Raw genomic sequence first — 24,954 nt, 5'->3', positions numbered from 1 at the left:
TTAAAAGTCTATTTACCTCGCCCATACTCAGCGTCTGGGTAATCATGAGCCGAAAAAATTTCAATTTTTGCTCCTCTATCAATCATAAGCTTCATAAAAGCGGAAACTTCTGATTCATCAGTAGTTAGAATCAATTTGTCTTCTTCTATTCGAGTGCTTACGTCATACAAAAACTGCTCAAGTTCCAGAGGACCAAGAGTATAGATATTTGCATCCTTTAAAAGAGCAGAAACTTCATCTCCGAATCGGTTTCTAGTTCTACCAACTTCTATTTTGTCAGCAAGCTTTTCAGTAAGCTGGTCAATTGTTTGTTTGGTTTTTCTCGCGTCATCAACGCTCTTAAACTGCCCAATCATCACTAAGTTCATCGAGTGTTCAGACCCGTAGCCACGCCAAACTTTCATAAATTTATCTCCTGATTACTTCTAGCTAGCTTATGAAGTGCTAACATCACTCCATCCTCAAGAATCTGAACACCGTCAGTACTGTATGAGGTTGGTTTTAAAATTCCTGAAGCATCTATATGGGCAAAAGCCTCTAACCCTGTTTCCGCAATAAGGGGATTACAGGTCGGAAGTCCATCAGCACCACTCTCGCTGACTGCAAGGGGAATACATCCACGGTAGTTAGCCACCCATTCTTGCAATATTCTACAAGTATCGCTATCAATCCCGCCAGTTCTTAGGGTGGCTTCTTGAGGCAAAAGTAAGAATTCAGAGCAACCGAATTCTTCCGCGAGATCAATAGCTTTATCAAGGTCATCAATAGTTTTCGAGTTAACCACAAAGTTGATGCCAAAGGGAAAACGTTTACTAAGTGCCTTGATACGTTGAATCAAGGTAGCAAAAGGTCTTCCTCTGAGAGATTCGTAGGTAGCTTCAACCCCATCCATGCTCACTCTGATGAAATGTACATTTCCTGATAGATCCTCAAGAAGGCGATCGCTGAGATGATGGGCATGAGTGGTCATGGTAACAGCCAAACCCGTTTTTTCAGCTACGAAAGAGCAGAGTTCTGCGAGCCGAGGATATAGAGTCGGTTCCCCGCCTCCCAAGCCCACACCAATGCAGCCATTGACATCCAAATGAGTAAGCCAGACCGTTAACTGCTCAAAATCCAACACAGCAGGATTTTTTGGTGCGTAACAATGGGGGCAAGTAAGATCGCAAGCATTCGTCAGCGCGATAGATACTTGACGTGGGGCAGTTGACCATATGCTTGGAGGTAGACTAACTTCATCTACTAACAGATTCATACCAGTGTTTCGATTGAACAGATGTAAACCTGCGGCTCCAACACGAACCTTCAAGGTGGAGGAGACATTAGACGTAGTTGCAACCAGATGGTAACGATTAGACTCCATTGAACTCACGTTACTCATTTTTACCCTCTATAACGTCTATTTGACATGGCTTGCTATGCGACTACCCTACATATTACGAGGATTGAGGAGGATTTACGAGGGTCTAAAATACAAAAAATTACGCCAAAAGCAACAATTCTTTACAAAAAGTGATAGGTATTTATACTGATTGCAACGGTAAAAGTAGGAAATTGTAGGTGTAATGAGTAAAAACTGTGCTGTTTTCTCCTCTTTTTTCCTCCTTTTTTAGCTCTCTAAAATCCGCATCCAGGTCAAATACGGTTTTTACAAAGTAAAATAGCTCTGAATAAAAGGGTGGGTGGGTGGCAATAAGCTTCCCCACTCCTAGAATAAATGAGGAGTGGGGAAGCCGCCCTTAACAGGCAATTTTTGAGATTCTTAGTTGCTCAAGCGACTTAATCCAAATCATCGATGTCGTCGTCAGCAACATCCACTTCTTCGTACACACTTTGCGAGCTGGAAGCAACTGGGCTGCTCTGACGGGCGAGCCGTTGATTGCGAATGCCCCGATGCTTGGCGCGGCGATCGCGGATTGCATCCATATCGGTCAATCCGTATAGGATGCGACCAGCACGCATCAATTCCTTTAAAGGTGTCTCGCTGTAGTCAGCGCGAAATTGGGCATTATGTGTCTCCCAATCAAATTGGCCGCCGTTAAAGCGAGCAACGCTTGCCAGTTCTCGACCTGATTCTTCTCTCAAAACTTCTAGTACCATTAGGCGAAGTTTATCGTTGTAACTAATGCACTTGTCTAGGGCTTTTATCTGAGTCTTATGAGCTTTAGCGGTATGGGTTGCATTAGTCTTTTGAACTTTTTCAGTGACTCTCATTTCTCAATTTTCCTGAATTCAAGTTTGTTCATATACACAGCAGCAATCGCTGCCTCTTTAAGTTTAATATTGGGCTTAACTTTCACATAAAATATTAATAACTGTGTTTAAAACTAATTAAATTGAAAGCAATTAATACTTTAAATATTTCCATGAAAGTTGAAAATTATTAAAATACTAATAAGATGAATAAAATAAAAAACTCTACTCTACCGTTTTTAGGTAGAGCAGAGTTTTACATATTCAACAAGAGCGACGCTGAAGGAAGCTGAAAAATTTGAGCGAGGGTGAAAGACTATTCTAAATCTTCATCTTCGTCCTCATCTTCGTCCTCATCTTCTTCGTCCTCGGTATCGAAGTCTTCTTCGCTGTCCTCATCCAAGTCTTCTTCGGATTCATCTGTTTCCTCATCTTCATCAGGATCAAGTTCATCTTCTAAGTCATCCACATCATCATCTTCATCTTCATCTTCGGATTCATCCTGCTTGTTATAGCTATTGCGTTTAGCAAGCGATTCTTGATTGAATTTGACAAGACCTTTAATTGCTTCTTGCGGGTCAAGCTCGAAAACGTCGTATAGTTTTGCCATCACAAGCGCAATGACTTCCATATCGTGGCGCAGTGCATCGGGTTGACCAAATAGAGCTGGAAACACTTCGTTATTCCAACGCTGCCAGTTCATCGTTTTGCCGCGTTTTTTCAACTGTGCAGCAATATCCAAACCTAGTTTTTCCTTGGTAGCGTGACCTACCTTAGTTTGGAGGCGTTTTTCGCGCAGCTGAATTTTGACTCCAAACTTTTTCAGGATGGTAGTTCGCACGCGGTCTAGAAGTGCGTCTGCTTGCTCTTCTACAGTGAGTGTCGAACGGCGACTGACCTGCGATTGGGTAGCTGTCGCTGGGCTCTTTGACTTAGCAGCACCATTGCTTTTGCCATTCAAAGTCACCGCTCCATTGGATGGGCGAGAGTTATGGTTTTTAGCTGTTGTTGTAGCCATAAAGTTTGATTTAATTAAACTACTTCACGGCTAACAGCGCCGTTAGGCGCTCTCAAATTTCATCAAATTTATAATTAGTTTTTTTTATTGTTATTAATAATTATTTATAAAATTGTTACCTTGAAATAAATTCATCTAATAATTCGTTATTTTTTCCAAAGTAAAAAAATACCTAATTATGTATATTTAGGAAATTACGTAAATAATTCGTAAGAATTAAGAGGAGGTTTGGCTGCTGTAGAACTGTTGGCTGATGGCAACGCTCGACTGTAGCCTATCAATGAGAAGAGTACCTTTGAATATTTCTTACCGTTGAATTTATGCGTACCATTAATGACTGGCTCGCTCTGGCCCAAAGAGGCATTAAGATTGTCGGGCTGGAGTATTACACGCCTGACCGAATCAGAGTGTTAGCACAGTTCCACAATTGGGGGCAGGAACTGCATTTGCCTGTTTTCTTTTGGAACTCTGGGTACAGTTGCTTGCAGGAAATTGTTAGTCGGGACGGTCAGTGTATCTTGCAAAATACTGACTTGCACCCAGATTCTGACGTGCTTGAGTTTCTATTAGAGAGTAAGAGAGAGGGAATTTACATTCTTGAGGGAGTGCTAGATTTTGACGAATCCGGTCAGGTGAGTTCGCGTCTGGGGTTTCAACTGGCAAATGCTTACTATCACTCATCTTGGTCTGCGGTTCCTCAGTTTTGGGTGATGCTGGAAAACTACATACAATTGCCGGTGAACTTGCAGCCGTTGATTCCGGTACTGAGGACTCCATTACCGTCCCGAGTTGCAGCGCAAAAGGTGGTGGAGTTGTTTTGCGATCGCAATCGTTGGCTTGGCGACAAAGGTGACGAGGTGTTGCAAACTGCTTTGGTTCGAGCTTGCCAGGGGTTGCCACAAGGTGAGATCGAGTTGATTTTGGAGCGATCGCTAGCTTTTGCTTCGAGTGTGGAGGAAATAGCGCGGTTGGTGCTCGACCACAAGGTTAACAAGCTGCGGGGGCGAGGCTTAGAGTTTATTGCCGAGGCAGATGTGCCGGATGCAGGAGGTTTAGACTTGCTAGACGAGTCGCTGTCAAAGGTGGCTTCTCTGTTGAGTCCAGAAGCAGAGAAATACGGACTCAAATTTCCCAAGGGTATGATTCTCTGGGGGCCGCCGGGTACGGGCAAAAGTCTGAGTGCTAAACTTGCGGCTAAGAAGATGGGAGTACCGCTGTTGGCGGCTGATTGGGGTTCGATTGTCGGTTCTTCCAGACCAGATTTAGCTTTGCGCGAATTGCTGGAACTGACTCAGGCTTTAAGTCCTACAATTCTCTATTGGGATGATTTTGATAAAGGTTTTGCAGGGTGGGATTCCAATGCAGATGGCGGAGTTTCTAGGCGCTTATCGGGGAAGCTTTTAACGTGGATGCAAGAGCATCAATACCCAATTTATATCGTGGCGACAGTTAACCGTTTGGGGATGTTACCGCCGGAATTAATTCGTCGCTTTGATGATATTTTCTTTGTGGATTTGCCTCACGAAGGGGCGATGTATGAAATTTTTAATCTTCATCTCAAAAAATATTTTCCTGAGTTTCGTAATGCTTCTGAGTCGCCTTGGACAGATGATGAGTGGCGGATTTTATTGAGGGATTACAGGCTTTGTACGCCAGCAGAAATAGGCAATGCCGTGAGAAAATGTGCTGAGGAGATATATTATCGCGATCGGGTACAAGGGAAACAGCCGGATGAATTGAAAGTGACTTTGAACGACCTCCGACAACAGCGCTATCAGTTTACGCCGTCGATGCTGCGCGATGAAGAGCAAATTTTAGCGATTCGCAATCAAGCGACTTATGCTCGATCGGCTATTGGGCAGGATCGATCGCGATTTTCTATTCCGTTACAGGAGTTGTTTGGTTAGCGATCACCAGAGGAAAGGGAGGGAAGGATTATCGTGAACTTGAAAATGACACAATTTCACCCTTCCCCCTTTGCATAAGTCATTTTTGCTCTGTCCTCAAATTCAATCGTTAAATCGCGACCTATAGCTATCGAACAGTTCATCAATTTTCTGGGGGTCAGATACAAGCGTCCCTCGCTCATCCCGGAACGTGCGATCGCGGTCTCCCTTGAAGGAAAGCCAATTGAAACTTGTTACTACAGCAAATTTCGCATCAGATATCAGAATTTTGGCGTGGGTATTTCCCAAACGCTTAAGGATAAAATTATCTTTGTACTGATTCGCTAATTTTTTAAGATTTTTCTCCGCTTGGATATCGGATGGGTATTTTTTATCATCTTCATCTTTTCCCAAACCGTACCCAATTAAAAGCTGTATGTTACACTTAAGTAGTTTTTCTAGCTGTTCAATAAACTGTTTCTTTACAACATTAGCTCGAATCCAAGGAGAAATAATCATCAAACGTTTTTGACTGTCTTGAATAGCCTGTTTGAGAATCTCAGGGTGGTCGTAAACTTCTAGGTAACTAATTTGAAATGAATTCAAGCGCTGTTTGAGAATTTCTATTTCCTGCTCTTGCTCAATAATTTTTTGCTCTAAAGCAGCCTTGTCTTCATCCGTTTCAGCCTCTGCAACGCTATTTCGATCCGTATCAATTTTAGCTTGAGCTGAAGATACCTCTTCTTTCAGTGCTTCAGCTTCTTGTAAGGGAGCTTGAGCAACAAATTCATGCCCTAAAACTTCTTCTGCTAACTTTCTAGGTGCGCTTTCCCTCAATGCTTCTAGTAAGCGAAGTTTCTTGACACCATTAGCACGAGCAAAAGCTGCTTCATGTTCATTAGAAAGAACACCATCGATAGCAAAGGCAACCTGAATATCATCACTGTCTTTTGCTTTATAAATTAGGAGCAAAGCAGGTTGAAAAAATCTCTGTCTGCGCTCAATAGCTTTCAAGGCTAAAAGGTCTCTATCTTGCTTGAATTTAGCTTTGCTTGCTCCCTCAATCTGGCGAATAATTGAGTCCACATCTTTGAGTTTAAGATCGGAAAGTTCGGGTAGCTTTTTCGGAGATGGTTCAATTTCTATGATTTCTTGATTGCGCAAGTCTTTTTGCTTGAGTAAACGTGATTCCAATCGCCCATACCAGCGAGGATACCGTAAAAGCCCATCAAAATTTATATCAAATGTTCGCTCTTCGGGAACAATAATTTTGGCATCGCGGAGGGTTCCTTCGCCTTTCTTAGTCAATTTCCAAACTTGCATTAGAGATCCATCAGGAGCTATGAGGTCAATATCCTCACTCATCCTTAAATTTATCATTGCATCCCGGATAATAGACGGTTCGAGACCAAGAAATCCAGCAATATCCACTTCTGAGGATAAACTAGCATTAATAGCTTTCAAGACATATTCTTCTATCGGGGGAATCGGTTTACGGAGTTGGGTTAGAGCTTGAACAGTGATTTTATAAACTGGCAATCCGACTTCTTTACAGCTAACTAAATCGAAGCCTGTACGATTGTCATAGCGGCGTAGTTCTTCGGAAGTAAGAAAAACTGATTCTTCTGAACTCATAAGTTAGGCTCCTTTATGGCGCAATTTTTAGGGTGGCTTTCAACGTAATCCAAAACTCGGTGTAATGGGTTGTCATGTGAGGTTCTACAGAAGTGGTGATCTCCCACGATGACTAAGCCAACTTTCCCTCTGGATAAAGCCACATTTAATCGTTCTGCATCGCGTAGAAAACCCACTTTACCTTCTTTGTTAGAACGAGTCACAGAGTACACTGCAATATCAGCTTCGCGTCCTTGGAAGGCATCCACTGTATTGCACTCAACTGTTAATGCTTGCCAATTGTTTAATTCTGAGGCAAGGTTGCGATCGAGCAACTTTAGCTGTGCTGCATACCCCGTCAATACAGCGACACTGTATTTTTTCTGCGCGTTTACTGCCGTCTGGTTTAGCTGTTTGAGAAACTGAACTATGACATTGACCTCACAAATATTGTTAAAGCTAGAATTGGCAGACTGTTCGCGACTATTCGGAAGTTTGGTTGTTGTTAACCAAGTCACAGGTTGTGGTAAAACACTGCGAAGATGCTGATCTAAGTCAGTCCTGGCACTTTTTAGCTGACCATCATAGAAGCACTCACTGACCAAATTGCCGATTGGTGCTACCATCCTATGTTGGATTGTTAACATCTTGCGGCACCCATCTGGGAGTGTTCTGAGGAGTCGATCAAATAAAGTTTCTCGAATATGATCCTGATTAAGTTCGTATTTTTCCAAAAAGTCAGAATCTCTGCTGGCTTCATCTCGAAATGGTGGGAGTTGTTTGGGGTCGCCTACGAGTATCCAGCGATGCGATCGCGCAATTGGAACCAACACTTCTGTCGCCGTAGCTTTTGAAGCCTCATCAACAATACACAGGTCAAATTCTATGTCTTGAATATCTCTAGGAATTCCGATGCAAGTTCCGGCTACTACTTGCGATCGCTTAATCAAAGGTGCATTGAATTTCTCATTTCGACCAAACTGATCGAACCACTCCGCCTGAATAGCTATCAGCCGTTGGAGCATTTTCGCATCGGGTGCATTTGGATCTATTAGTTTATTGATCCGCTCTTCTATCTCCTGAACCGAAAGTCTCAAAAGTTTATTGATACTGCTTCCGGTTAATTCTTTAAGACGCTTTGCTTTTTCCTTCTGTTGCTCTCGTGCTTCTTTTAATTGCTTACGCAGGATACTAATTTCAGCTTCAATACTCTGACATTCCTCTAGCTTATCCTTGGGGATTTTAGTTTCCAACAATGAATCTGGATTTTCTGGATTGTAATTTATTGCTAGTATTTTATCTAAATCCTGTTTCCAGATATTAACATCTCCTCTGAGACTTTCAATTTTTGTAACCAGAGTTTTCATTTCTTGAAATAGTGTGGCTATTTCACTGTTATGCTGAGAAATACCTCGTTGCGCTGACCAATTATCAATAAATTCCTGTCCTTTAGCAATTGCACCCTCTCGCCACTGTTCCATCTGTTCTTCGAGTAAGAGCGAATGAACATTCTCTGATACCCGTTCATGGTTACCAAGTCGCACCAACTTCAAGTTAGGATTTTTAGCTTGAATCCGTTCTAGGGCGTTATCTAGTGCAACATGAGTTTGTGAACTGAGCAGAATTCGAGCATCAGGATTAGCTTTAAGAGTTTGCAGAACAACTTCTGTAATAAATGTTGTCTTTCCTGTACCTGGTGGACCTTGGACAATCAGAAAATCTTCTGTTGCGAGTGCAGCTTTAACAACTTGCTGCTGTGATTCATTGAGAGGTTGAATAAACTGTAAATCTACTTCTACGTCAGGAGTACGGACTTCTTGAGGATTGACGAGTAATTGGCGAATGTCTGACCGTACTCCCTGGTCAAATCGAATGGCATCAAGGGCATTTTTTTGTCGATTTAGGGCAACCTCAGCAGCACGAGTATCAAAGCGTAACTCACCAGATTGTGGGAGTCTGTCTGGTTCTCCATATTTAACATAAAGAGTCAATCTGTCACTGATGACCTGTTCAACATCTCCCCCCACAATGCTAAATCCTTTTAAGTTTGTCACATGGCGGGGTTGTCCAGCTAAGTCATCTTCTGGAAGCTCTGATAGTTCAAAGGTAACGCGGTTTCCGTCACGAGTAACGCTTGTGTATTTAATCGGTTTTTCTCGTTTTTTCTCCCAATCTGTTTTAGCTCTGAGAATATTCCACCAAACTTGGAATATCAGTTGCTTTTCTTTTTCATCTTCTTGTTCTTTTAAGTTGGCTTCATGCTCTATAACTGCATCCTGTAGCTTCTGAATAACCTCTTTTGCTTCATATAAATTCAGTGGCGTTCCAAATTTGAACTCGTAGGATAGATTCCAAGCACGCTCTCGACGCTGTTCCAGTTGCGAGTAGGAAGTAGACCAAGCATTGAAAATAACTAGGTGATTTCCTCGGTTTTGATCCACCTTCATGTGATACCGATAGGAAACACCATAAATTTCGTAATGATCTTCACGAGATGGATCGTCTGCGTCGTCCTTAAATTTATAGGGACGAATCCCACAACCCGATTCATTATTGAGATCGTCAAGGATAAGATTCTCGATCTCAACTTCAGAAGAAATCTCAATTTCACTTTTAAGTCTGTTCAAGCACTTTGGTATAAGCTTAAGGAAGCAAGGAGGCTTCTTAATTGCTCCTGTTTTTGTCTTCCCTTGAATAACATTAAGTTCAGCTAGTAGTACCTCTGCATTAGGTTGACGCTCTGCGGGGTCGAGGGAAACAGCACGCTCGATTATTTCAAGGATTTCAGGTGGTGCATTAAACGCTTTCTGTGCGCTGGGGATACTATTATGGTCTGTGAGTTCAATATTGGTCAGGCACTTCAAAACCAATACACCAAAACTGAAAATATCGCGGGTGTAGGTATAGGAACCATCGTCGGTTTCTGGCGGAGTGAATGTACGCGATACAAAGTCTTTGAGAGTAATGCTTGGTTGCAAATACCCCTTAAGCTTGGATATGCCAAAGTCAGCAAGTTTGAGTTTACCGTCACTCCCCACTAAAATGTTGCTGGGCTTGATATCGCGGTGTATTATTCTGCGATTATGGGAAAAAGCCAGAGCCTCCAACACGGGTAACGCTACCGCTTTCCAGAAAGAATCCCAACCGTCTGGTGGAGATTCTTTCAGAAGTGTTGCCAAATCCTTTTCCATCCACTCCAAGACGAGAAAATAGTTACCCGTAGTTTCATCCTTGCCAGAATCGAGAAGTTCCACGATTCCCGGATGCTTCAACTCTTGCAGGGCTTGGGTTTCACGTCTGAAAGACTCGGCTAGAATATCTGCTTCAATCTGCCCGTGTTTGAATTCTTTTACTGCCACCCGCCGGAGGTCATCAAGCATATCGCTTGCCTGATAGACATCAGCCATCCCGCCCGATCGCGGGTTGGGGGATATAGCATAGCGATCGTTTATCAAGCGAGCTGGCATAACTTAGCTACCCATAGAATATTTCTATTCTTTTTGTAACACAAATCCCAATTAGGCTGGTTTTTTAGCAATTATCTATTGCTTAGATTTCCATGCACTTTACCAAACACAGCAGGAACTAATGCGTTTAACTTGCCCATGACGAGGAAATAGTTACTTCCACTTCTACAGGAACTTGCTGCAAATATAGCTCTCCAGCTTCCACCATCACTTTTTTGAGAATGCGACTGGTTCTTTTTAAAGTAGTCTGCGGACACTCTAACAGAATCTCGTCATGTACCACACCGATTAATTTTGCTCCAGTCTTGGGTAGGAGTTTGAACAAACGAGCGATCGCCACTTTCAACATATCAGCCGAAGTTCCTTGAACGGGGTGATTTAGCAACTCAGAAAGCCTGGGTTTCTTTGCCCACCGTCTTCTACGTCCGCCAATTGTACGGATTTGCTTGATGTCTTTGACGTACACCGTTTTCCTGATGCTGTCGTGCCATCTTCTGACTCCAGAATAAGCTTGGAAAAATCGTCTTCTGAACTCTTTAGCTTCGTCCAAGGTTAAAAAAATATCGTACTTTTCCTCAGCATAAGCTTGCAGTTTTGCAGCACCCATGCCATAAATTAATCCAAAATTAACTGATTTAGCTATCTGTCTATCCTCTGCCATTACCTCCTCTAATGCCTTACCTGTAATCAAAGATGCCGTTAAAGTATGCAAATCTTCGCGTTTAGCGTAGGCATTCAGCATTCGGCGATCGCCAGATATTTCAGCGACAATCCTTAGCTCGATTTGGCTGTAATCTGCTTTAATAATTTGATATCCGGGAGCGACAATGAAGCACGCACGCATCCCCTTTGCCGTAGAATTCCTGGGAACGTTTTGCAAGTTTGGCTTATTGCAACTAAAGCGTCCAGAACGCGCACCGCATTGCCGATAGCTGGGGTGAATCCTCCCCGTTATCGGGTGAATGTGTTTGGGCAATGCCTCAGTAAAATTTGAACACAAAGATGCTAATTTCCGATAATTAAGTAACAACTGGATAATCGGGTATTGACCAGCTAGAGGAATAAGTTCGCTCTTGGTTGTTGACTTGATTGGAATGTTGAGAACCTGAAGAGCACTTAAAACTTGTACAGACGAACGGGGGTTTATGGTTTCCACCATCTCTGGAAATAGCGAAAGTTGTGCGCTAGGGGCTGGTTTAAGACCGGCTTTCACTAATTCCAGCAGCGTAGTCTGTTTTTGAGCTTTCAGTTCCTCCCCCACCAAATGCCATTGTTCTGCATCCAGTAACATTCCATTTAGTTCCATTTGGGCTACAGCAGGCATCGCTTCAAATTCAATTTGGGCGGTTTCTAGTAACCCAGCACTCCGAAGTTTTGAGATGAGTCGCGCTCTAAGTTTCAGCAGGACAGCAGCATCTAAAGCGGCGTATTCTAACTGAGAAGCTGATAGCTTACCTCCGAAATTGCTCGACTGTAGGCTCTTGTCAAGTTTAATTCCTAAAAATTCAAGAGCGAGGGATTGTAGATCGTGGTTTTTCTTGAGTCCAGATCGCAACACCTGGCTCGCTAGCATGACATCAAAAAATGGGCCAGACGGTCTAAGCCCAGCTATTTCTAGTACCTGCCAGTCGAACTTACCATTTTGAAATATTTTGAGCGCACTGCTGTTTAGAAGTGCTTTTAAAGGCGATAATTCGCGATCGGCAAAAGCAGCTAGATCGACAATTATCACTGGGCGGTGGGGAACAGCTATTTGGATAAGTCGGATGCGTTCCGTAAGTGGATCTAGCCCGGTGGTTTCTGTGTCTATGGCTATAACACGAGCTTTTATTAAAGGCGAGAGAACATCATTTAGTCTGGAAAAGTTTGTAATAAGCTCGTATTCCACAATAGGATTTGGGGCGAAGTGTGGGGAATTATTCATGGGAGTAGAGGGGTTTTAAGGTAATAGTTTTAGTCGTAAAATTGATAGAACGAGCAGAGATATTGGGGCAGACATTCGGTATTGAAGTCTAAGTTACATTCTTAATATTTATTTTGAAAGATACTAATAGTAATTTGTTGAAAGGTAAGTTGCGCTGTCCCCACTAACCAAACGGTATAGTGGGGAAGCAATCATCTACCTTTTGTCTATTACGACTAGGTAGCTCTCAACAGTAACCGGGCGATCGCTCCCCCAAAATATTTCTAAGGGAAGTTCGATTAACTTGGCTGACGTGCGCTTAAGAAAGGCTCGAAATGCTTGCGCTCGCGGATCGCCTCGGACATTCATGGAATTGCTAACAACACTTACCAGGCGTCCAGAATTGGCTAAAAAAAGGTTATAGGCACGTTGTATGATATCCAAATCAACTCCTTTGATGTGGGGCGTAGAAAATGGGGGATTTGCCAAAATTCTGCTATATCGCCTCTGCGGTTCAGTTGTTAAAAAGTCACTTCCAACTAGATTGAACCCTTTTTGAAACAGAAGTTGTTGTAGCAGCGGGTTTATTTCAATTACATCAACGATCGCACCCGCTCTAACCATAGCCTGCGCCAATAAGCCGTCTCCTGCTGTTGGTTCTAAGGCGTAGATTCCAGAAACTAATTGAGCTTCTTCAATCATAAGCTCAATTAGCTCTGGGGGAGACGGAAACCAGGAATAAGGTGGAGCTTCTCGGATTCGCTCATATAGCATTTCTGCAAGCGATGAAGTATCTTTCATTTTATTTTTGCTGCTATTCGGGCTAGAATTGGCGAAGATTGCCTTTTTTTCCCTGTTAAAATAAAGTCAATTGCCCTTCAACTTTTGACTTATCTTTTGGTGACTTAGCTGTTACCATTTCTGGCGGTAAATCTGCATCAGCGCTTTTATCTTGGGACAATTTACGTTTGCCCCAGCCTTGGGATGCTGCATGGCGGACAACGCTTTTCCTAATTGCTCTAGCTAGATGGTGATAATCATTTTGGATGCTGTCAAAGTTCACCGTTGAAAATTCAGCTAATTCGGACAAGTTGTAACCATTTGGTAGCCGATTATGTCTTGTCAAGGTGTCTTGTGCTGCCCACATATAGACGTTGTAATAACTGTGGTGCAGAGGAGCTTCAAATGTGGCTCCCATCATATACGCCACGACTTCTGTGGAAGTGCAGTAATTCCCTACAATTCTGTTGCTGTACTCCTCTAGAATTAAATCGAGCCTATCGGATAAGCAAGCCGTTTTCAACCAGTCAGGTATGCTTTCTGACCAGGGAGTTTTGTGTAAAACTAATGGGCCTGCATAGTAACGTAAAAGGGGAAGGGGAATTCCGGTCAATTCCAGTAGCACGGCTATTAAGTCGCGGTGCATACCTATCTGGGCTAATAGCTTCAGCTTTTCCAAAATGGCGGACTGAGGTTTTACAGGGTGAGTGGTAATTTGTTCAAGTAATTCGGGCGTTAACAGATTTAGCTGAGTCATATCTTTTTGAAGGATAATTGTGTGACGAATTAAGATCAGAAAAATCGCGTAGCGAATTCAGCTACAGGGATTTGCGCCGTCTGTTGGGCAAACAATTCGGCAGAGATACGCGCCTCTATATTTCTGAGTAATTTTTACCCACCTTGCTGGATGGAAGGCGGGCGAAATTAAGAGCAATGGCAGCACTATATTTTGTTTCGTCCAATAGCAGTAGGTCTTGGTTGTTTGCAGATAGGCTACGTCGATCGCCGCCGTAGCCTATCCGCCGATAGGCGGTAGTTTAATTACGACTATCGGATGAAACCCCTACTCGTTATCCCTAGCTACGCTTAATTGTTGATTCTTACGACTTTGTAGCTACATAATTTATGAACGATCCAAACAATATCTGTGGCAATGAACCAGGTTACAGCGCTGATGGTTATGCTATTAGTGGCCGTGAAAGTAACCCGTGCGAATCCTCCCTTAACGGATATCGAAGCAACGGTTATAGCAGTCACCAAACAGAGGGATACGGGGTTCCAGACTACTTTGCTGATGGCTATAGAGAAAACGTTTTTGAAGGCGATTTAAATTTAGCAGATACTCCGTGGACGGAGACGGCTGCTAACCCTAACCCTTATTTTAAGGGAGGGGTAAATGACGCTAATTCCTATCAAAATCAAACAGCTACTTCTCATTTATACGGCGGTGATTTAGAGCTGTAGTGCTTCAGATGGCAGGCTACAAATCGCCTGTATAAAACTTCTCATTTCGGGGACGATGACTTAGAGCGGCAGTGCTTTACGCCGAGGCTGCTCTATGTAAAGCCTCGGTTGACTGCTTTATTTATTTTAAGAAGCGCAATTGCAGCCTCATCAAGTTCGGTGGGTTCCTTTTTCCCACTTAATTGCTTAACTTTTCTACAGTGTCCTCAACCAATAACCAAAGTTTTTTGCACAAACATGAGAAGAATATTATCAACAAGATTCGGGCAATTATCAGTATGGTTATTCTCTCTAGTCTTAATAGTTTCCATTTTGTTTGAGCAACCAATATTTGCTACGGCACGAATTCCTGCTGATACAACTGAAATGCCAACCAAAATTTTAGAAATACCAGGGAGGGACAGGCAAGGAAATCCTACTTCAGTTAACGCCCTCTTGCCAGATTGGACACAAATTTCTTTTTCTCAAATGCCACCCATCAGTCAATCTGGAAGCCTTTCAGCGGGAGAGTACAAGCAGGCAGTTGGCTATGATTTGAGCCGAAGTTGGACAGCAGGGCAAACTCCTGACCAGTACATCATGTTGGGCGATATCAGCCAAGCTTTGCAACCAGAATTGTTATCCTTTGGTTTTGTAACGCAGCAAGCTGGTCTGAATTTAGATAGCGTAGCTTTAAGCGCATTTACTTTAGTGGCCAAGCAGTCGTTAAATCAGTTAGTTCAGGCTATCCCTCTTCTCGGTCAATTTAAAGTCGCGGAGATTGCGCCGGTGGCGGGACTCCTAGCAACAAAAGCTGCTGGCATTGATGTAGCAGATCGCACTCTAGATCGGGTTCTCAGTTCCAATCCACAATTAGGTCAGTTGAAACTGGGAGAAATTGACCTGTCTCAGTACTCAATATCTTCGATTCCGAACTTAAGCAGCGCTCAACTTGGCGCGTTTTCAGATTGGCAAACGACCTTAATTAAAGACGTACCTGGGCTGAATGCTTTACCTCTGTCTAGCTTTCCCAATCCCATAGCAGAATTCGGCAATTTAGTAATGAGAATTGATGCGATTTATGGCCCTGCCGAGCGACGGCGAACTAAGACGATATCAGGCTCCGACGTTCAGGGATTCTCAGTTACCTGCCAAGAAAATGATTGCGCTTACATCGAACTAGACGATCTGGAGAATTCGGGTCGGAACGCTCGCGGTTCGCTCGAAGGCAAGCAATGGATTAGCGGTAAGTACCAGGAAGTCGAGGGCGGATCGGGCTGTCTTAAAGGTGTCAACGGCGGCAAGGAACCGACGGGAAGATTGCCCTTTGGCAGTGCTTTTAAGGTAGTGGTCATGGAACCGGACGAGCAAACCGATACCGTTGATACGGCTCTATTCTTCCGATTTTGTTCGCCTTGTGGCTGCTCTCCTTATTTCATTGGCCCAGTACCTTTCTTCACCTATCGGGTTAATTCTCCCATTTTCGTTGGGGCGCTGGAATCGTCCTCTGGCGGCTCTTCCTCTGTACCAACTGGGGCAGTTCGCGGCGGAGTATCTTCTCCTGTTACAAAAGGCGTAGCTACAGCAGCTAATATTAATGTTCCTTGTCCTCCGGGTAGCACTGCACCAGCGCCAGTGTCAGTTGGCAATGTTCAAGGAGTCAATGTTCCCGCTTTGTCGGAAGCGATCGCCAGTATTGAAAGCAGCGGTTCTTACGAAAATGCCGGCGTTAATGCTTGCGTTGATGGCGGAAATAATTGCGGGGTTCCGTTGGGCAAGTACCAGTTTATAAACTACGACGAGTATGCTGCTAGTTCAATTTCATCTAAACCAGGGGGTACGCAATTTTTAGCCAAACTGCGACGCGGTTATCAACCCACTCAAGCAGAACTTTTTCAATTTTTTCCGCCTGCCGATCGAGAAGCTGTTTTTGCTCAAAGTCTCGCTTCTAAGCTGAATGCCACCTCTCAAGAAAAAGACCCTACTACTGGAAGTTTTTTTAGTGGCGATCGCCTAATTGAGCGAGTAGCTCAAAAGCATTTCGGGGGCGACTATTCCAAAGTTGACGGCTCTTCAACCGATACATTCGGTCGTTTAACTCTCTCAAGTTACGGACAGGATGTTTTGAGGCGCTATCGAGAGGGAGGTAGGGCGATCGCGGAGTCGAATGCTGCTGCTTGCGTTCCGACTTCCAGTGCAGTGCAATCCTCTAATTCTGCGAGTGCTGCCCCCGGCGGCGGTCAATCCACGAGTCAGTATATCAAGCCTGCGAATGGGCCAGTAACCAGCCGCTTTGGGATGCGAACTCGTCCGGTTTCCGGGGTGCGGAAAATCTATAACGGCATTGGAATTGCCGGCTCAATAGGAAGTCCGGTAAAAGCTGTTGGCGGCGGCGTTGTCAAGACAGCGGTGTCTAACTGCCAGGAAGGGTTAAAGAACTGCGGCGGTGGCTACGGCAACTGGATCGAAATCGAGCACGGCAACGGTCGCACAACTCGGTATGCTCATCTGCGCGAGGGTTCAGTGAAACTCAAAGTTGGCGATCGTGTTTCTCAAGGTCAGGTCATAGGCGGACTAGGCAGCACTGGGACAACGGCAGACCCTCGCTTGCACTTTGAAACCCGCATTAATGGAACGGCTGTTAACCCATCTCAAGAAGGAATTTGAATTAAACGGAGATGTTCTGCACCATGATTTCCTTGAAAAAACGGACAATTATGTTGAAATTTACCTGGGGCTTGCTAACAGCTTTTTTGGTTTATTTGTTGAACAGTTTATTTACCCATCCCCCAGCTTTTAGCCAGCCGACTCGGAACGCTGATGTCCCTTCAGCTTGCCTTCCTGTTGGTCTGGGGACTCTCAGGACAGAGTTTGTAACTGAAGTAACAGATGGCAGCACTCAATATCGCTTGTTCGATGCCTATTTGCAGGGAGATGCCGTGCCTTTTTCTGTATTGGTTTCTCTCCAAGGGAAGCAGTGTAGCTTGCTTTATTCCAACCCGACCAACGATTTTTATCCTTACAGCCACACTGTCAAGCTGCCGATAGCAAGGCAAATCGCTCTGGGAGAATTGCGTTACTCCATCAACAAGGCAGGGAGTATTGATAAGTTCCGCTCTACCTTGCAGCCGAATTTGGGAGAACCCACTTGGCAATTTTCGGAAGAAGAGCTTTGGGCATTTAAGCAGGTTGGGATTACTGTTCCTTCACTTAGTAAAACCAGCAAAGATAAGTGAGATATGTTCGCTTTAATAAGACTCCTACAAGCAAAACTTAAACTTTTGCTTAAAGCGGATTTAGTAAATCTGCTGGGTGTCTTTCGTCACCGGATTTAGTAAATCTGCTGGGTGTCTTTCGTCACCGGATTTAGTAAATCTGCCTGGTGTCTTTCATAACCGGATTTGGTAAAGCTGCCGGGTGTCTTTCATAACCGGATTTGGTATGACATCTACATAGAAATAATTCACGGAGATTAAAGCAATGTTTAGCAAAAAGCAACAACTAACTTCAGGTTCAGAACACATAGGGGAGCCACAAATCATAGCTGCAAATAAAAATTTATTACTGTTTTGTCAACCTTCTCATAAGGAACTCCCAAACCCCGCTTCTACTTCCCTAAATAATTCTCAGTCCAGAGTATCATCGTTTTTATTTATTGGGCGGTGGTTCCGCTTTGGAGTGGTCTTGTTCTTGCTGTTATCGATGTTGTTAGGAACTGCTGGTTGCACCGCGAGTGCTACAACGATTTCTTGGACACCTGCTACTAGACTCATCCCTGTTGAAACTGTTCAAGGCATAGTTGCCGAAAATTCTGACCTGAACCCCCAGAATTCAGCATCAAATGTGTTGGCTTGGGCTGTAAACGGACAAGCAGGCCGATTAGTTATTTTTAATTTTAACAGCCCTGGAGTTTGTGGGGCGGGAGGTTGCTTATATGCTGGGTATTTATTCAGAAAGAATGTTCCTCCTCATCGTGTATTTGCTAGTTATTTAAACGAAAACTTGCCACCTAATAAACCGCTACTTCAAGTAGTAAGTGACCCCTCAAAAACCTCTGATTTGCCTTGCTTGCAAGTACAGCAGCCGTCACAAAATGGTATTCGGCAGTTGTTTCTTTGCTTCAACGGCAGCCAGTACCAGTTAGCTAACAGTTCGTTGATTGAGCTTCCTAATAAAACAGTTCCTTGATTGAGCTTCCCAATAAAATGAAATAAGCGACTTTAAAGTATTTGAACTTGGCTCTTCGTTAGCGATCACCTGTTCCGCACCAATAAAAAAATGCCTCGCTCCCTAACTGGATATGAGGCACTTCTTCAAAAGTAACTAACCGAGGCTGTTAGTCATCTGCTTCCGCATCAAAATCATCATCGAACTCCTCTTCTTCATCTAAATCGTCGAAATCATCCTCTTCTTCTATTACTTCAGCGGCAATTTTACGAGGGGATTTATGATTGGCGGTCTGCTTTTTTCCATTTTCTACTTTACGAGGAGCGGGTGGCAGCACTTGAATTTGCGGTTCGGCTGTACCTGGTAATGCAGGAATTTCAGTGAATCCGGCAATGATATCGTGCAGCCCCCAAATCGCATTTTTATGCTGCGGGCGTCCCAGATATAGAAAGGGGAAATTATCAGCAGTTGGCTTAGTATAGCTGACAGTTTTGCAACAGTAGCTCTTATTAGAGCCTTCACCTTCTTTAACTCCTTTGAATTCCACCTCTAGGATACCAAGACTTCGCCATTTATCGGTTTTCCCGCTGAAAGGAATTTGGAAATAATCGGCGAATGCTTTTTCCAACAAACGGTAGAATTCGTCTCTGGCTGCTTTAAAGCTCCAAAGCGCAACATTTTTAAATCTGACGACAATAGGCGTGCTGTGTCTGGGACGATTGTTTTCATCCAAGAAGACAATGGCGTGTTCGCTAACAACATCCATTATCTTTTTATCGAGTTGAGCTTTATACTCTTCGTACAGCCCGACAACACTACCGCCTAGATCGGGAACGTCATTCTTGTAACGAATGTATTCAGGGACGAATCCCAGCACGCATAAGCGGCATTTAGAGAACAGCAGGCCTGTAACATCTTCTGTTAGTCCAATTGTAGTCATTTCCTCTTCTGTTGGCATGACAAACCAATTGGCTTTTTCTAGCTGATCCTCTGGAATTAATATTCCCGCCACTTGTTCGTTGATGACGATGCCATAGGGCAGAATTGGTCGCCTTACTTGATTGTGACCGGGTTCTAGGAGTTCGGGGTCAATTTCAAAATCAAGGTCTTCTGACTGATGTGGGATTGTGCCTTCAGTCATTCCTGCGTTATTTGAGCTTTTTGCTTTAGCTTTACTATTGGTTTTAACCATTCTAAAAGTTTGTGACATTGCAGTTCCTGCAAGGCGGTAGCCTTACCTTTAAAAAGGGTAAGAGGTAGCACAGTTAAGCCTAGTAATTTGGTCAAAAAAATTAAAAAATCATAAAAAAATTAACTGGTAGTACAGAACTACCGAATCGTGAGGAAGACTAATTAAGTGTGCAAAAAAAAGAACGATTGTGAAAGCGCTCGCGCAGCTTCAGCAATTTCTGAAGTTGCGCTATTATCAGAATCAAGCACTCACAATTTTTTTAATTTTCTCGCTGCCAATATTGGGCGCGATCGACGCTCGGTAAAGCGTTTATTCCTATTGTCCGCAGTAGAGGCAGTCCTTCTACAAAGTTGATGGCTCCTTTCAAACCCGCGATAGCATACAAAGAAGCTGCATCTGCTCGTTCAGATAGACTAGCATTGGCTTCTTCTAACAACTTTATTAGATATTCAGGAACCTGTACGAAACCGCCATCAATACAAGCAAGGGGGACAAATTTAGTATCGGGAGCTAGGGTTTTTGGCTTCAAAAATGGCAGTTCGCGCTGGAAAGTTTTTGGAGTGCGGCGACTGTTTGCTACAGGCGATCGTTCAGGTTTTGGCTTATGCCACTGCTTGGCTCGGTAAAAACTCCCTTTCAGTAGCGGGGGCTGGCTTACCATCAGTACAGCTTCGTGAAAGGGGAGATTCATCTGTTCTCCTTCCTGAATTTTCACCTCTTCTAAGTTAGATTTTGTCAACCAGTCAGGCGCCAGCGGACAGTGAGGGTAAGACACGACTTTAGAGTTGTAGGTTAAGTCGGAAAGCAATTTGCCCGTTCTGGATAGTCTGGCGTTAAGATAATGCCACTTTAATCCAGGTAGATAGGCTCCTGAATATTTTACTTCAACGGCTCCCATGTAGATCCATTCTGTACGTTCTAAAGTTAGCGAAATGTCCCCTCTTCCTAGTTTGATGGTGCTGCGTTTTAAAATTTCATAGTCCGGGTGTCTCTTCAAAAGCTCTGACAGCCACTCTTTTTGTTTCTTGTTCACGGTAAAAAAATCTTTCAATAATTTTGATTCCTATCCTGCTGACTGCGTTAGCAGGGATAATATCAAGTGCTGGTTGTTTTCTACCGAAAGTTAGAACTGTTGGCTGTAATTGCTCGTTCCCAAGACTGAACTAACACTGAGTAATTTTGATTTAAGCTTACTTGTCTGCAAACACTAAGTTGTAGCTACAACTGAGGTCATAGTTAATTGAGCGATAGACAAAATATTGAATTCAGATAGATACTTATGAATTTTGAGATTAAATTTTTGATAGCACAGGCTAACTCTACTCCAGTTCTCGCTCAAGCCCAGAGGAGAACCCAGCAACCCACACCCCTATCGTCAATTGACTTAGGCGGTCTTTTCCAACAATACAATAACCCGGATGGATATCTAACAATAGGAGCGCTGATATTCCTCCTCTTACTGTCTCGGTTTCTGGGAAATGGAAAGGGCAAAATTACCACTGGCAAGGTGTGCGGAACTTCCGAAAAAATGGCAGCCACTCAGCTTTCGTTGAAACAAATTAAGGAACGCAAGCATAATAAAGTCACGCTATGGTGTGGCAGTCCTCGCTATTGGTGGAAGGGGAAAAAACTTAAAGGTTTTGTTACCACTATTCAGACAGCTTTTGGTTCTCCTCCCACTGTTTGGCTCCCTCATGCAGAACGGTCAACTTTAGTAATTGGAGCACCTGGGTCGGGTAAAACTTTTTCTACAATTGATAGGGCGCTAGAAAGTGCAATGGTGCAAGGATTTCCGATTATTCTATACGATAAGAAAGGCGATCAGCTCAAACTCCACGCACCTCTGGCAGCGCGGTATGGCTACCAAGTGTCGGTATTTGCACCGGGAGAACCTTATTCAGGCATCATTAATCCCCTCGACTTTATGAAGTCCCCTCAAGATTCGGTCATGGCTGGGGAAATCGGTCAGGTTATTAATAGAAATGCGAGTGCAGGCAATGGAAAAGGTGATGAGTTTTTCTCTAAAGCTGGAGACTTATTGGCTAAAGCACTCCTTCAATTAGTCAAGGGTTCTAGGTATCCAGACATGGCAATGCTCTATGCAATTTTGAGGTTGCCAAATTTGGTAAAGCGGATTGACTATGCGGTTCAATCCCGTCGAATCGATGAGTGGGTCGCTACCAGCTTCAACCAATTTTTGAGCGCTAAGGAAGCAGAAAAAACTATTTCAGGAATTCTGACGACAGCGGCCGGAACGTTCAGCAGTTTTATCCAAGCTGACCTGTTGCGAGCATTTTTGGGAAAGTCGGACATCCCAACGAAAATAGAAGGCCGACAGATGATTATTTTCAAATTAGATGACGAGCGTCGCTCCGTCGTGGGGCCTCTGCTAGCAGCCGCGATTCACCTCCTCGTTGTGTCCAACTTAAGTCGCCCTCGGAAAGACCCACTGGTTATTTCACTCGATGAATTTCCCTCCATTCGATTGGATCGGATGCCGCAGTGGATTAACGAATATCGCTCGAATGGAGCTTGTTTCATTTTAGGAATTCAGAGTTTGGAGCAACTGTACGAAGGGTACGGGGAGAAAATGGGGGCGGCGATCGCCTCTGCTTGCAGCACTCATATTTTATTCAATCCGGGTAACACTGATACTGCAAAAAAATACTCCGAACGCTACGGAGAAAAAGAAGTTTTGCTCAAAAGCAAGTCCACTAGCCGTTCAATGGGCGGCCAATCTCAAAGCAATCAATCTATTAGTTGGAACGAGTCGCTTCAAAAAATGTCGCTGTTTTCGGTGGACGAAATTTTGCGGTTCCCCCAGGGACGGTGTGTAATTACGAACCCCGGCTACAGTTCCAGCGGCGAGGGGTCAATTCCTTACGCGCTGACCATACCCATTCCCAAAGCCGATTTGCAGCGGCAAAGCGAGAGCGAAGCTCTCTGGGATACAGAGGTCAGGTTCCGGCTGGAGAGTCGGGTGCAACTTGCAAGTCTTGACCAGCTTACAGCCGCTTTGTACGATCGCATTGAGGAAGCAGAACGGATGCTGCCTCTGCCAGACGCCGGAGGTAACGTTCCATCCCAATCGCCGACGCCGCCAGGTTTTGGCAAGAAATTTGGATCTGACCCGCTAGACTCAGTTGTCAGTAAAACTGGGCGTTCCAGGCGGGTTTTTGCCACGGGTGATATTGGCAAGCGCTAGGCTGGTGGGGGAGCCAATGGAAAATTTTCCATCAGTATTGACTGGAAGTTGGGATTGATGCGGATAGCAACAGTCGCGATCGCATTCTAAGCGGCTGCGACAATAGTCTCTAAATCTCCACCTCTGGAATTCCCTCAATGTCGAAATGAGTTAGGGACGCGCAAGCAGGCGGTGATGTTCTTCGAGCAGCAACAGGCGAGATCGCCTTTCCTGCCAGCGCGGACGCAAGCCAATCTCTTGTCTGTGTGTGTTGCCGGCTGTCCCAACTGAGTTCGCGCCTCGTCCCCGGATGGGCTGGGTGCAGTGCTAACACGGTTAGCTTGATATTTTCTGGCGACAGCGAGAGAGATTCGGCTGCTGTCCACAATTTTACTCGGTCAGACCAATTTAATGCAGGATGGCGGATTGCCCATTCAATTAAATGGACGGATTGACGTTCAAGAAAAGCTGCATTGGCGTTGATTTGTACGCATACATCTTTATTAAGCTTAGCGCTAAACTGAGTATCGACTAAGAATGTAGGAGGTTCCCATTCAAATACCTCTGGAAATAGCAAACTAACTTCCATAATCCACTTATCCACTTTGGGATTCGCAAGTAGCAGAGGTTCAGTGGGGAGTTTCAATAAAGTTTGTTTCATTATTAGTTGAAATCCCTCTTGTTTCAATTCAATAGGAACTGTTAGTTGTGTCGGATTGACTAGAAAAATTAAATCAGTGAGGGTGATTAATTGCATAGGTGGGTAAGACAGTTACAGCCTACCCAGAGGGCGCGACGTTAGTCGCCTGCACGCTGTTGATTAATAATGAATATTTTGGTTATAAAATATTTGTAAAGAACAGGATTGTTGGGAGAAAGCGTTACTAAATTATCCGCTGCATACCGCCTCTACGCAGCATCAGTTGCAGAAACAATCAGCCTTTCCTCTCTTAAGCGATCGCCAGCGAATGACCCGGAGGAATTTTCCTTAAACTATAAGTCGCCTTCCGCCAAATTGCCGAGGGAATCAGTTGATTCTAAAATGCCTGCAACTGTACCAACAGCAACGGTATTTCCCGGCTCGATTTTCTCCAAACTCTCAGCAATTGATCATCGTAAAGTTTTACGCTACAGTTTTTTCAAGCAATCCTATCAAAGTAGCGAGCGAGCGTGCGGGATTCAAGGTATTGCTATCGTTTTACGCGTGTATGCTACATTCTTCGCGAGCCCGCTTTCCACGAACCGAGGATGCCTCTTTTTGAGCGATCGCTCCCGGGTAGAAAATTCGCTCTAGTTGAGAGTCAGGTTGCTGACACCGCCGCCACTGCTGGATTTGCCCGAAGTGGGTCGGGTGTCCGAGCAGTGAATGACTTTCCAAGCGGTGCTGCCGAGCGAGAGGAAACGGGCGCTTAGGAAGCTTGGAGTGGATTCGTTAATTTAAGTATTTTCCTGCCTGATTTAAGTATTTTCCCGCAGGAAAACAGTTACCTTTATAAAGACTTAACATAAGTCAAACAACTCTCCGTAAATATACAGAAATTTCTTCTGACTTGCAGCAGCAAAAACTATAAAGTTCAGTATTGTAACTAATATATTTATAATCTAGTCTAGCCGATAATAAGGATGAGCAACAAGTTGAGCGCAGTCGTAGGAGTAAGCGTAAGTAAAGATTCCTCGAATTTGCTCAACGCCAAATCAATTAAAAATCAAGGGTGCAGCCATGACTTTAACAAAGCCATTTCGATTGCGTTTTCCCCAAAAAAGTAGCAAAAGCACAAATTTTGCAACCCCTACCTTGACTGTTAATCCTACAACAGACAGTTTTCCAGCTCGAACATTAAGCAAAACAATCAATAATAATAGTCCTGGACGCATAGACTCTACTTGTATGATGCGCCGCTCCCCGCCTTACCACTACAGATAGTGTCAAAATTGACCCGTTGAATCGAGGACTGAATAAATTGAGTCTAGGACTCAATAAATAGCGAAAGCGAGTAACAATAGCTTCGCGGGCTACAGTCATTTAAGGAGTACGGAAGAGCCTTATAACTCCATTCAAACAGGCGACTCGACCAAAGCGGGTAACATAATTGCAACTCGCATCTCC

At 44.0% G+C, this 24,954-nt stretch carries 19 protein-coding genes; 6 read left to right on the top strand and 13 right to left on the bottom strand.

Annotated features, from left to right (window positions below):
- Nucleotides 1–8: 8 nt before the first annotated feature.
- The 4 genes from QUB06_RS04005 to QUB06_RS03990 all read right to left on the bottom strand — a co-directional run bounded on the left by QUB06_RS04005 (nucleotide 9) and on the right by QUB06_RS03990 (nucleotide 3,211).
- Nucleotides 9–404, bottom strand: a complete 396-nt coding sequence (locus tag QUB06_RS04005) for a DUF6375 family protein (protein WP_333176401.1) — start codon at nucleotides 402–404, stop codon at nucleotides 9–11.
- Nucleotides 401–1,381, bottom strand: coding sequence for a radical SAM protein (locus QUB06_RS04000; protein ID WP_333298200.1), 981 nt, complete (start codon nucleotides 1,379–1,381; stop codon nucleotides 401–403). Before QUB06_RS04000 ends, QUB06_RS04005 begins: the two co-directional genes overlap by 4 nt.
- Before the next feature lie 398 nt (nucleotides 1,382–1,779).
- Nucleotides 1,780–2,214, bottom strand: coding sequence for an aminoacyl-histidine dipeptidase (locus tag QUB06_RS03995; protein ID WP_333261053.1), 435 nt, complete (start codon nucleotides 2,212–2,214; stop codon nucleotides 1,780–1,782).
- Nucleotides 2,215–2,509: 295 nt separating this feature from the next.
- Nucleotides 2,510–3,211: a hypothetical protein gene (locus QUB06_RS03990; RefSeq protein ID WP_333176407.1), complete on the bottom strand. Its 702-nt coding sequence runs from the start codon at nucleotides 3,209–3,211 to the stop codon at nucleotides 2,510–2,512.
- 320 nt (nucleotides 3,212–3,531) lie between these two features.
- Here QUB06_RS03990 and QUB06_RS03985 point away from each other — a divergent pair, with 320 nt between their 5' ends.
- Entirely contained in the window at nucleotides 3,532–5,118 is a 1,587-nt protein-coding gene (locus tag QUB06_RS03985) for an AAA family ATPase (RefSeq protein WP_333434209.1), read from the top strand.
- Nucleotides 5,119–5,220: 102 nt separating this feature from the next.
- On the opposite strand, the gene QUB06_RS03980 is transcribed toward QUB06_RS03985, so the two are convergent.
- The 5 genes from QUB06_RS03980 to QUB06_RS03960 form a co-directional block, all read right to left on the bottom strand.
- Nucleotides 5,221–6,732, bottom strand: a complete 1,512-nt coding sequence (locus QUB06_RS03980) for a phospholipase D-like domain-containing protein (RefSeq protein ID WP_333434208.1) — start codon at nucleotides 6,730–6,732, stop codon at nucleotides 5,221–5,223.
- Nucleotides 6,729–10,178, bottom strand: coding sequence for an AAA domain-containing protein (locus QUB06_RS03975; protein WP_333434207.1), 3,450 nt, complete (start codon nucleotides 10,176–10,178; stop codon nucleotides 6,729–6,731). The genes QUB06_RS03980 and QUB06_RS03975 overlap by 4 nt, the downstream gene beginning before the upstream one ends.
- Before the next feature lie 127 nt (nucleotides 10,179–10,305).
- Nucleotides 10,306–12,102: a bifunctional 3'-5' exonuclease/DNA polymerase gene (locus QUB06_RS03970; protein ID WP_333434206.1), complete on the bottom strand. Its 1,797-nt coding sequence runs from the start codon at nucleotides 12,100–12,102 to the stop codon at nucleotides 10,306–10,308.
- 195 nt (nucleotides 12,103–12,297) lie between these two features.
- Nucleotides 12,298–12,882 carry a class I SAM-dependent methyltransferase gene (locus tag QUB06_RS03965; protein WP_333434205.1) on the bottom strand — a complete coding sequence of 195 codons (585 nt, stop codon included), beginning with the start codon at nucleotides 12,880–12,882 and terminating at the stop codon, nucleotides 12,298–12,300.
- A 55-nt stretch (nucleotides 12,883–12,937) separates the two neighbouring features.
- Complete coding sequence (locus QUB06_RS03960) at nucleotides 12,938–13,618, bottom strand: hypothetical protein (RefSeq protein ID WP_333434204.1); 681 nt, start codon at nucleotides 13,616–13,618, stop codon at nucleotides 12,938–12,940.
- 368 nt (nucleotides 13,619–13,986) lie between these two features.
- On the opposite strand from QUB06_RS03960, the gene QUB06_RS03955 reads away from it, so the two are divergent.
- From QUB06_RS03955 to QUB06_RS03940, 4 genes are all read left to right on the top strand, one after another.
- The gene (locus QUB06_RS03955; RefSeq protein ID WP_333434203.1) at nucleotides 13,987–14,325 is read left to right on the top strand and encodes a hypothetical protein; all 339 of its coding nucleotides are present in this window, start codon (nucleotides 13,987–13,989) and stop codon (nucleotides 14,323–14,325) included.
- A 312-nt stretch (nucleotides 14,326–14,637) separates the two neighbouring features.
- The gene (locus QUB06_RS03950) at nucleotides 14,638–16,971 is read left to right on the top strand and encodes a M23 family metallopeptidase (protein WP_333434202.1); all 2,334 of its coding nucleotides are present in this window, start codon (nucleotides 14,638–14,640) and stop codon (nucleotides 16,969–16,971) included.
- 50 nt (nucleotides 16,972–17,021) lie between these two features.
- Nucleotides 17,022–17,540 (top strand): hypothetical protein, encoded by a 519-nt coding sequence (locus QUB06_RS03945; protein ID WP_333434201.1) that lies wholly within the window; start codon nucleotides 17,022–17,024, stop codon nucleotides 17,538–17,540.
- Nucleotides 17,541–17,784: 244 nt separating this feature from the next.
- Complete coding sequence (locus tag QUB06_RS03940; protein ID WP_333434200.1) at nucleotides 17,785–18,492, top strand: hypothetical protein; 708 nt, start codon at nucleotides 17,785–17,787, stop codon at nucleotides 18,490–18,492.
- Nucleotides 18,493–18,640: 148 nt separating this feature from the next.
- On the opposite strand, the gene QUB06_RS03935 is transcribed toward QUB06_RS03940, so the two are convergent.
- A complete protein-coding gene (locus tag QUB06_RS03935) occupies nucleotides 18,641–19,681 on the bottom strand; it encodes a DUF5895 domain-containing protein (RefSeq protein WP_333434199.1) in 1,041 nt (346 codons plus the stop codon).
- A gap of 241 nt (nucleotides 19,682–19,922) precedes the next feature.
- Nucleotides 19,923–20,696, bottom strand: a complete 774-nt coding sequence (locus QUB06_RS03930) for a hypothetical protein (RefSeq protein ID WP_333434198.1) — start codon at nucleotides 20,694–20,696, stop codon at nucleotides 19,923–19,925.
- A 246-nt stretch (nucleotides 20,697–20,942) separates the two neighbouring features.
- Here QUB06_RS03930 and QUB06_RS03925 point away from each other — a divergent pair, with 246 nt between their 5' ends.
- Nucleotides 20,943–22,868, top strand: coding sequence for a type IV secretion system DNA-binding domain-containing protein (locus QUB06_RS03925; protein ID WP_333434197.1), 1,926 nt, complete (start codon nucleotides 20,943–20,945; stop codon nucleotides 22,866–22,868).
- Nucleotides 22,869–22,977: 109 nt separating this feature from the next.
- Here the strand turns inward: QUB06_RS03925 and QUB06_RS03920 are convergent, their stop codons facing one another.
- Both QUB06_RS03920 and QUB06_RS03915 read right to left on the bottom strand, forming a co-directional pair.
- Entirely contained in the window at nucleotides 22,978–23,604 is a 627-nt protein-coding gene (locus QUB06_RS03920; protein ID WP_333434196.1) for a hypothetical protein, read from the bottom strand.
- A 938-nt stretch (nucleotides 23,605–24,542) separates the two neighbouring features.
- Entirely contained in the window at nucleotides 24,543–24,722 is a 180-nt protein-coding gene (locus QUB06_RS03915) for a hypothetical protein (RefSeq protein WP_333434195.1), read from the bottom strand.
- Nucleotides 24,723–24,954: the final 232 nt, after the last annotated feature.

It is taken from the genome of Microcoleus sp. D2_18a_D3, assembly GCF_036702455.1.
Lineage (GTDB): Bacteria > Cyanobacteriota > Cyanobacteriia > Cyanobacteriales > Microcoleaceae > Microcoleus.
The sequence above is the reverse complement of the archived record's forward strand: the minus strand, read 5'-3'. Positions and strand labels throughout refer to the sequence as shown.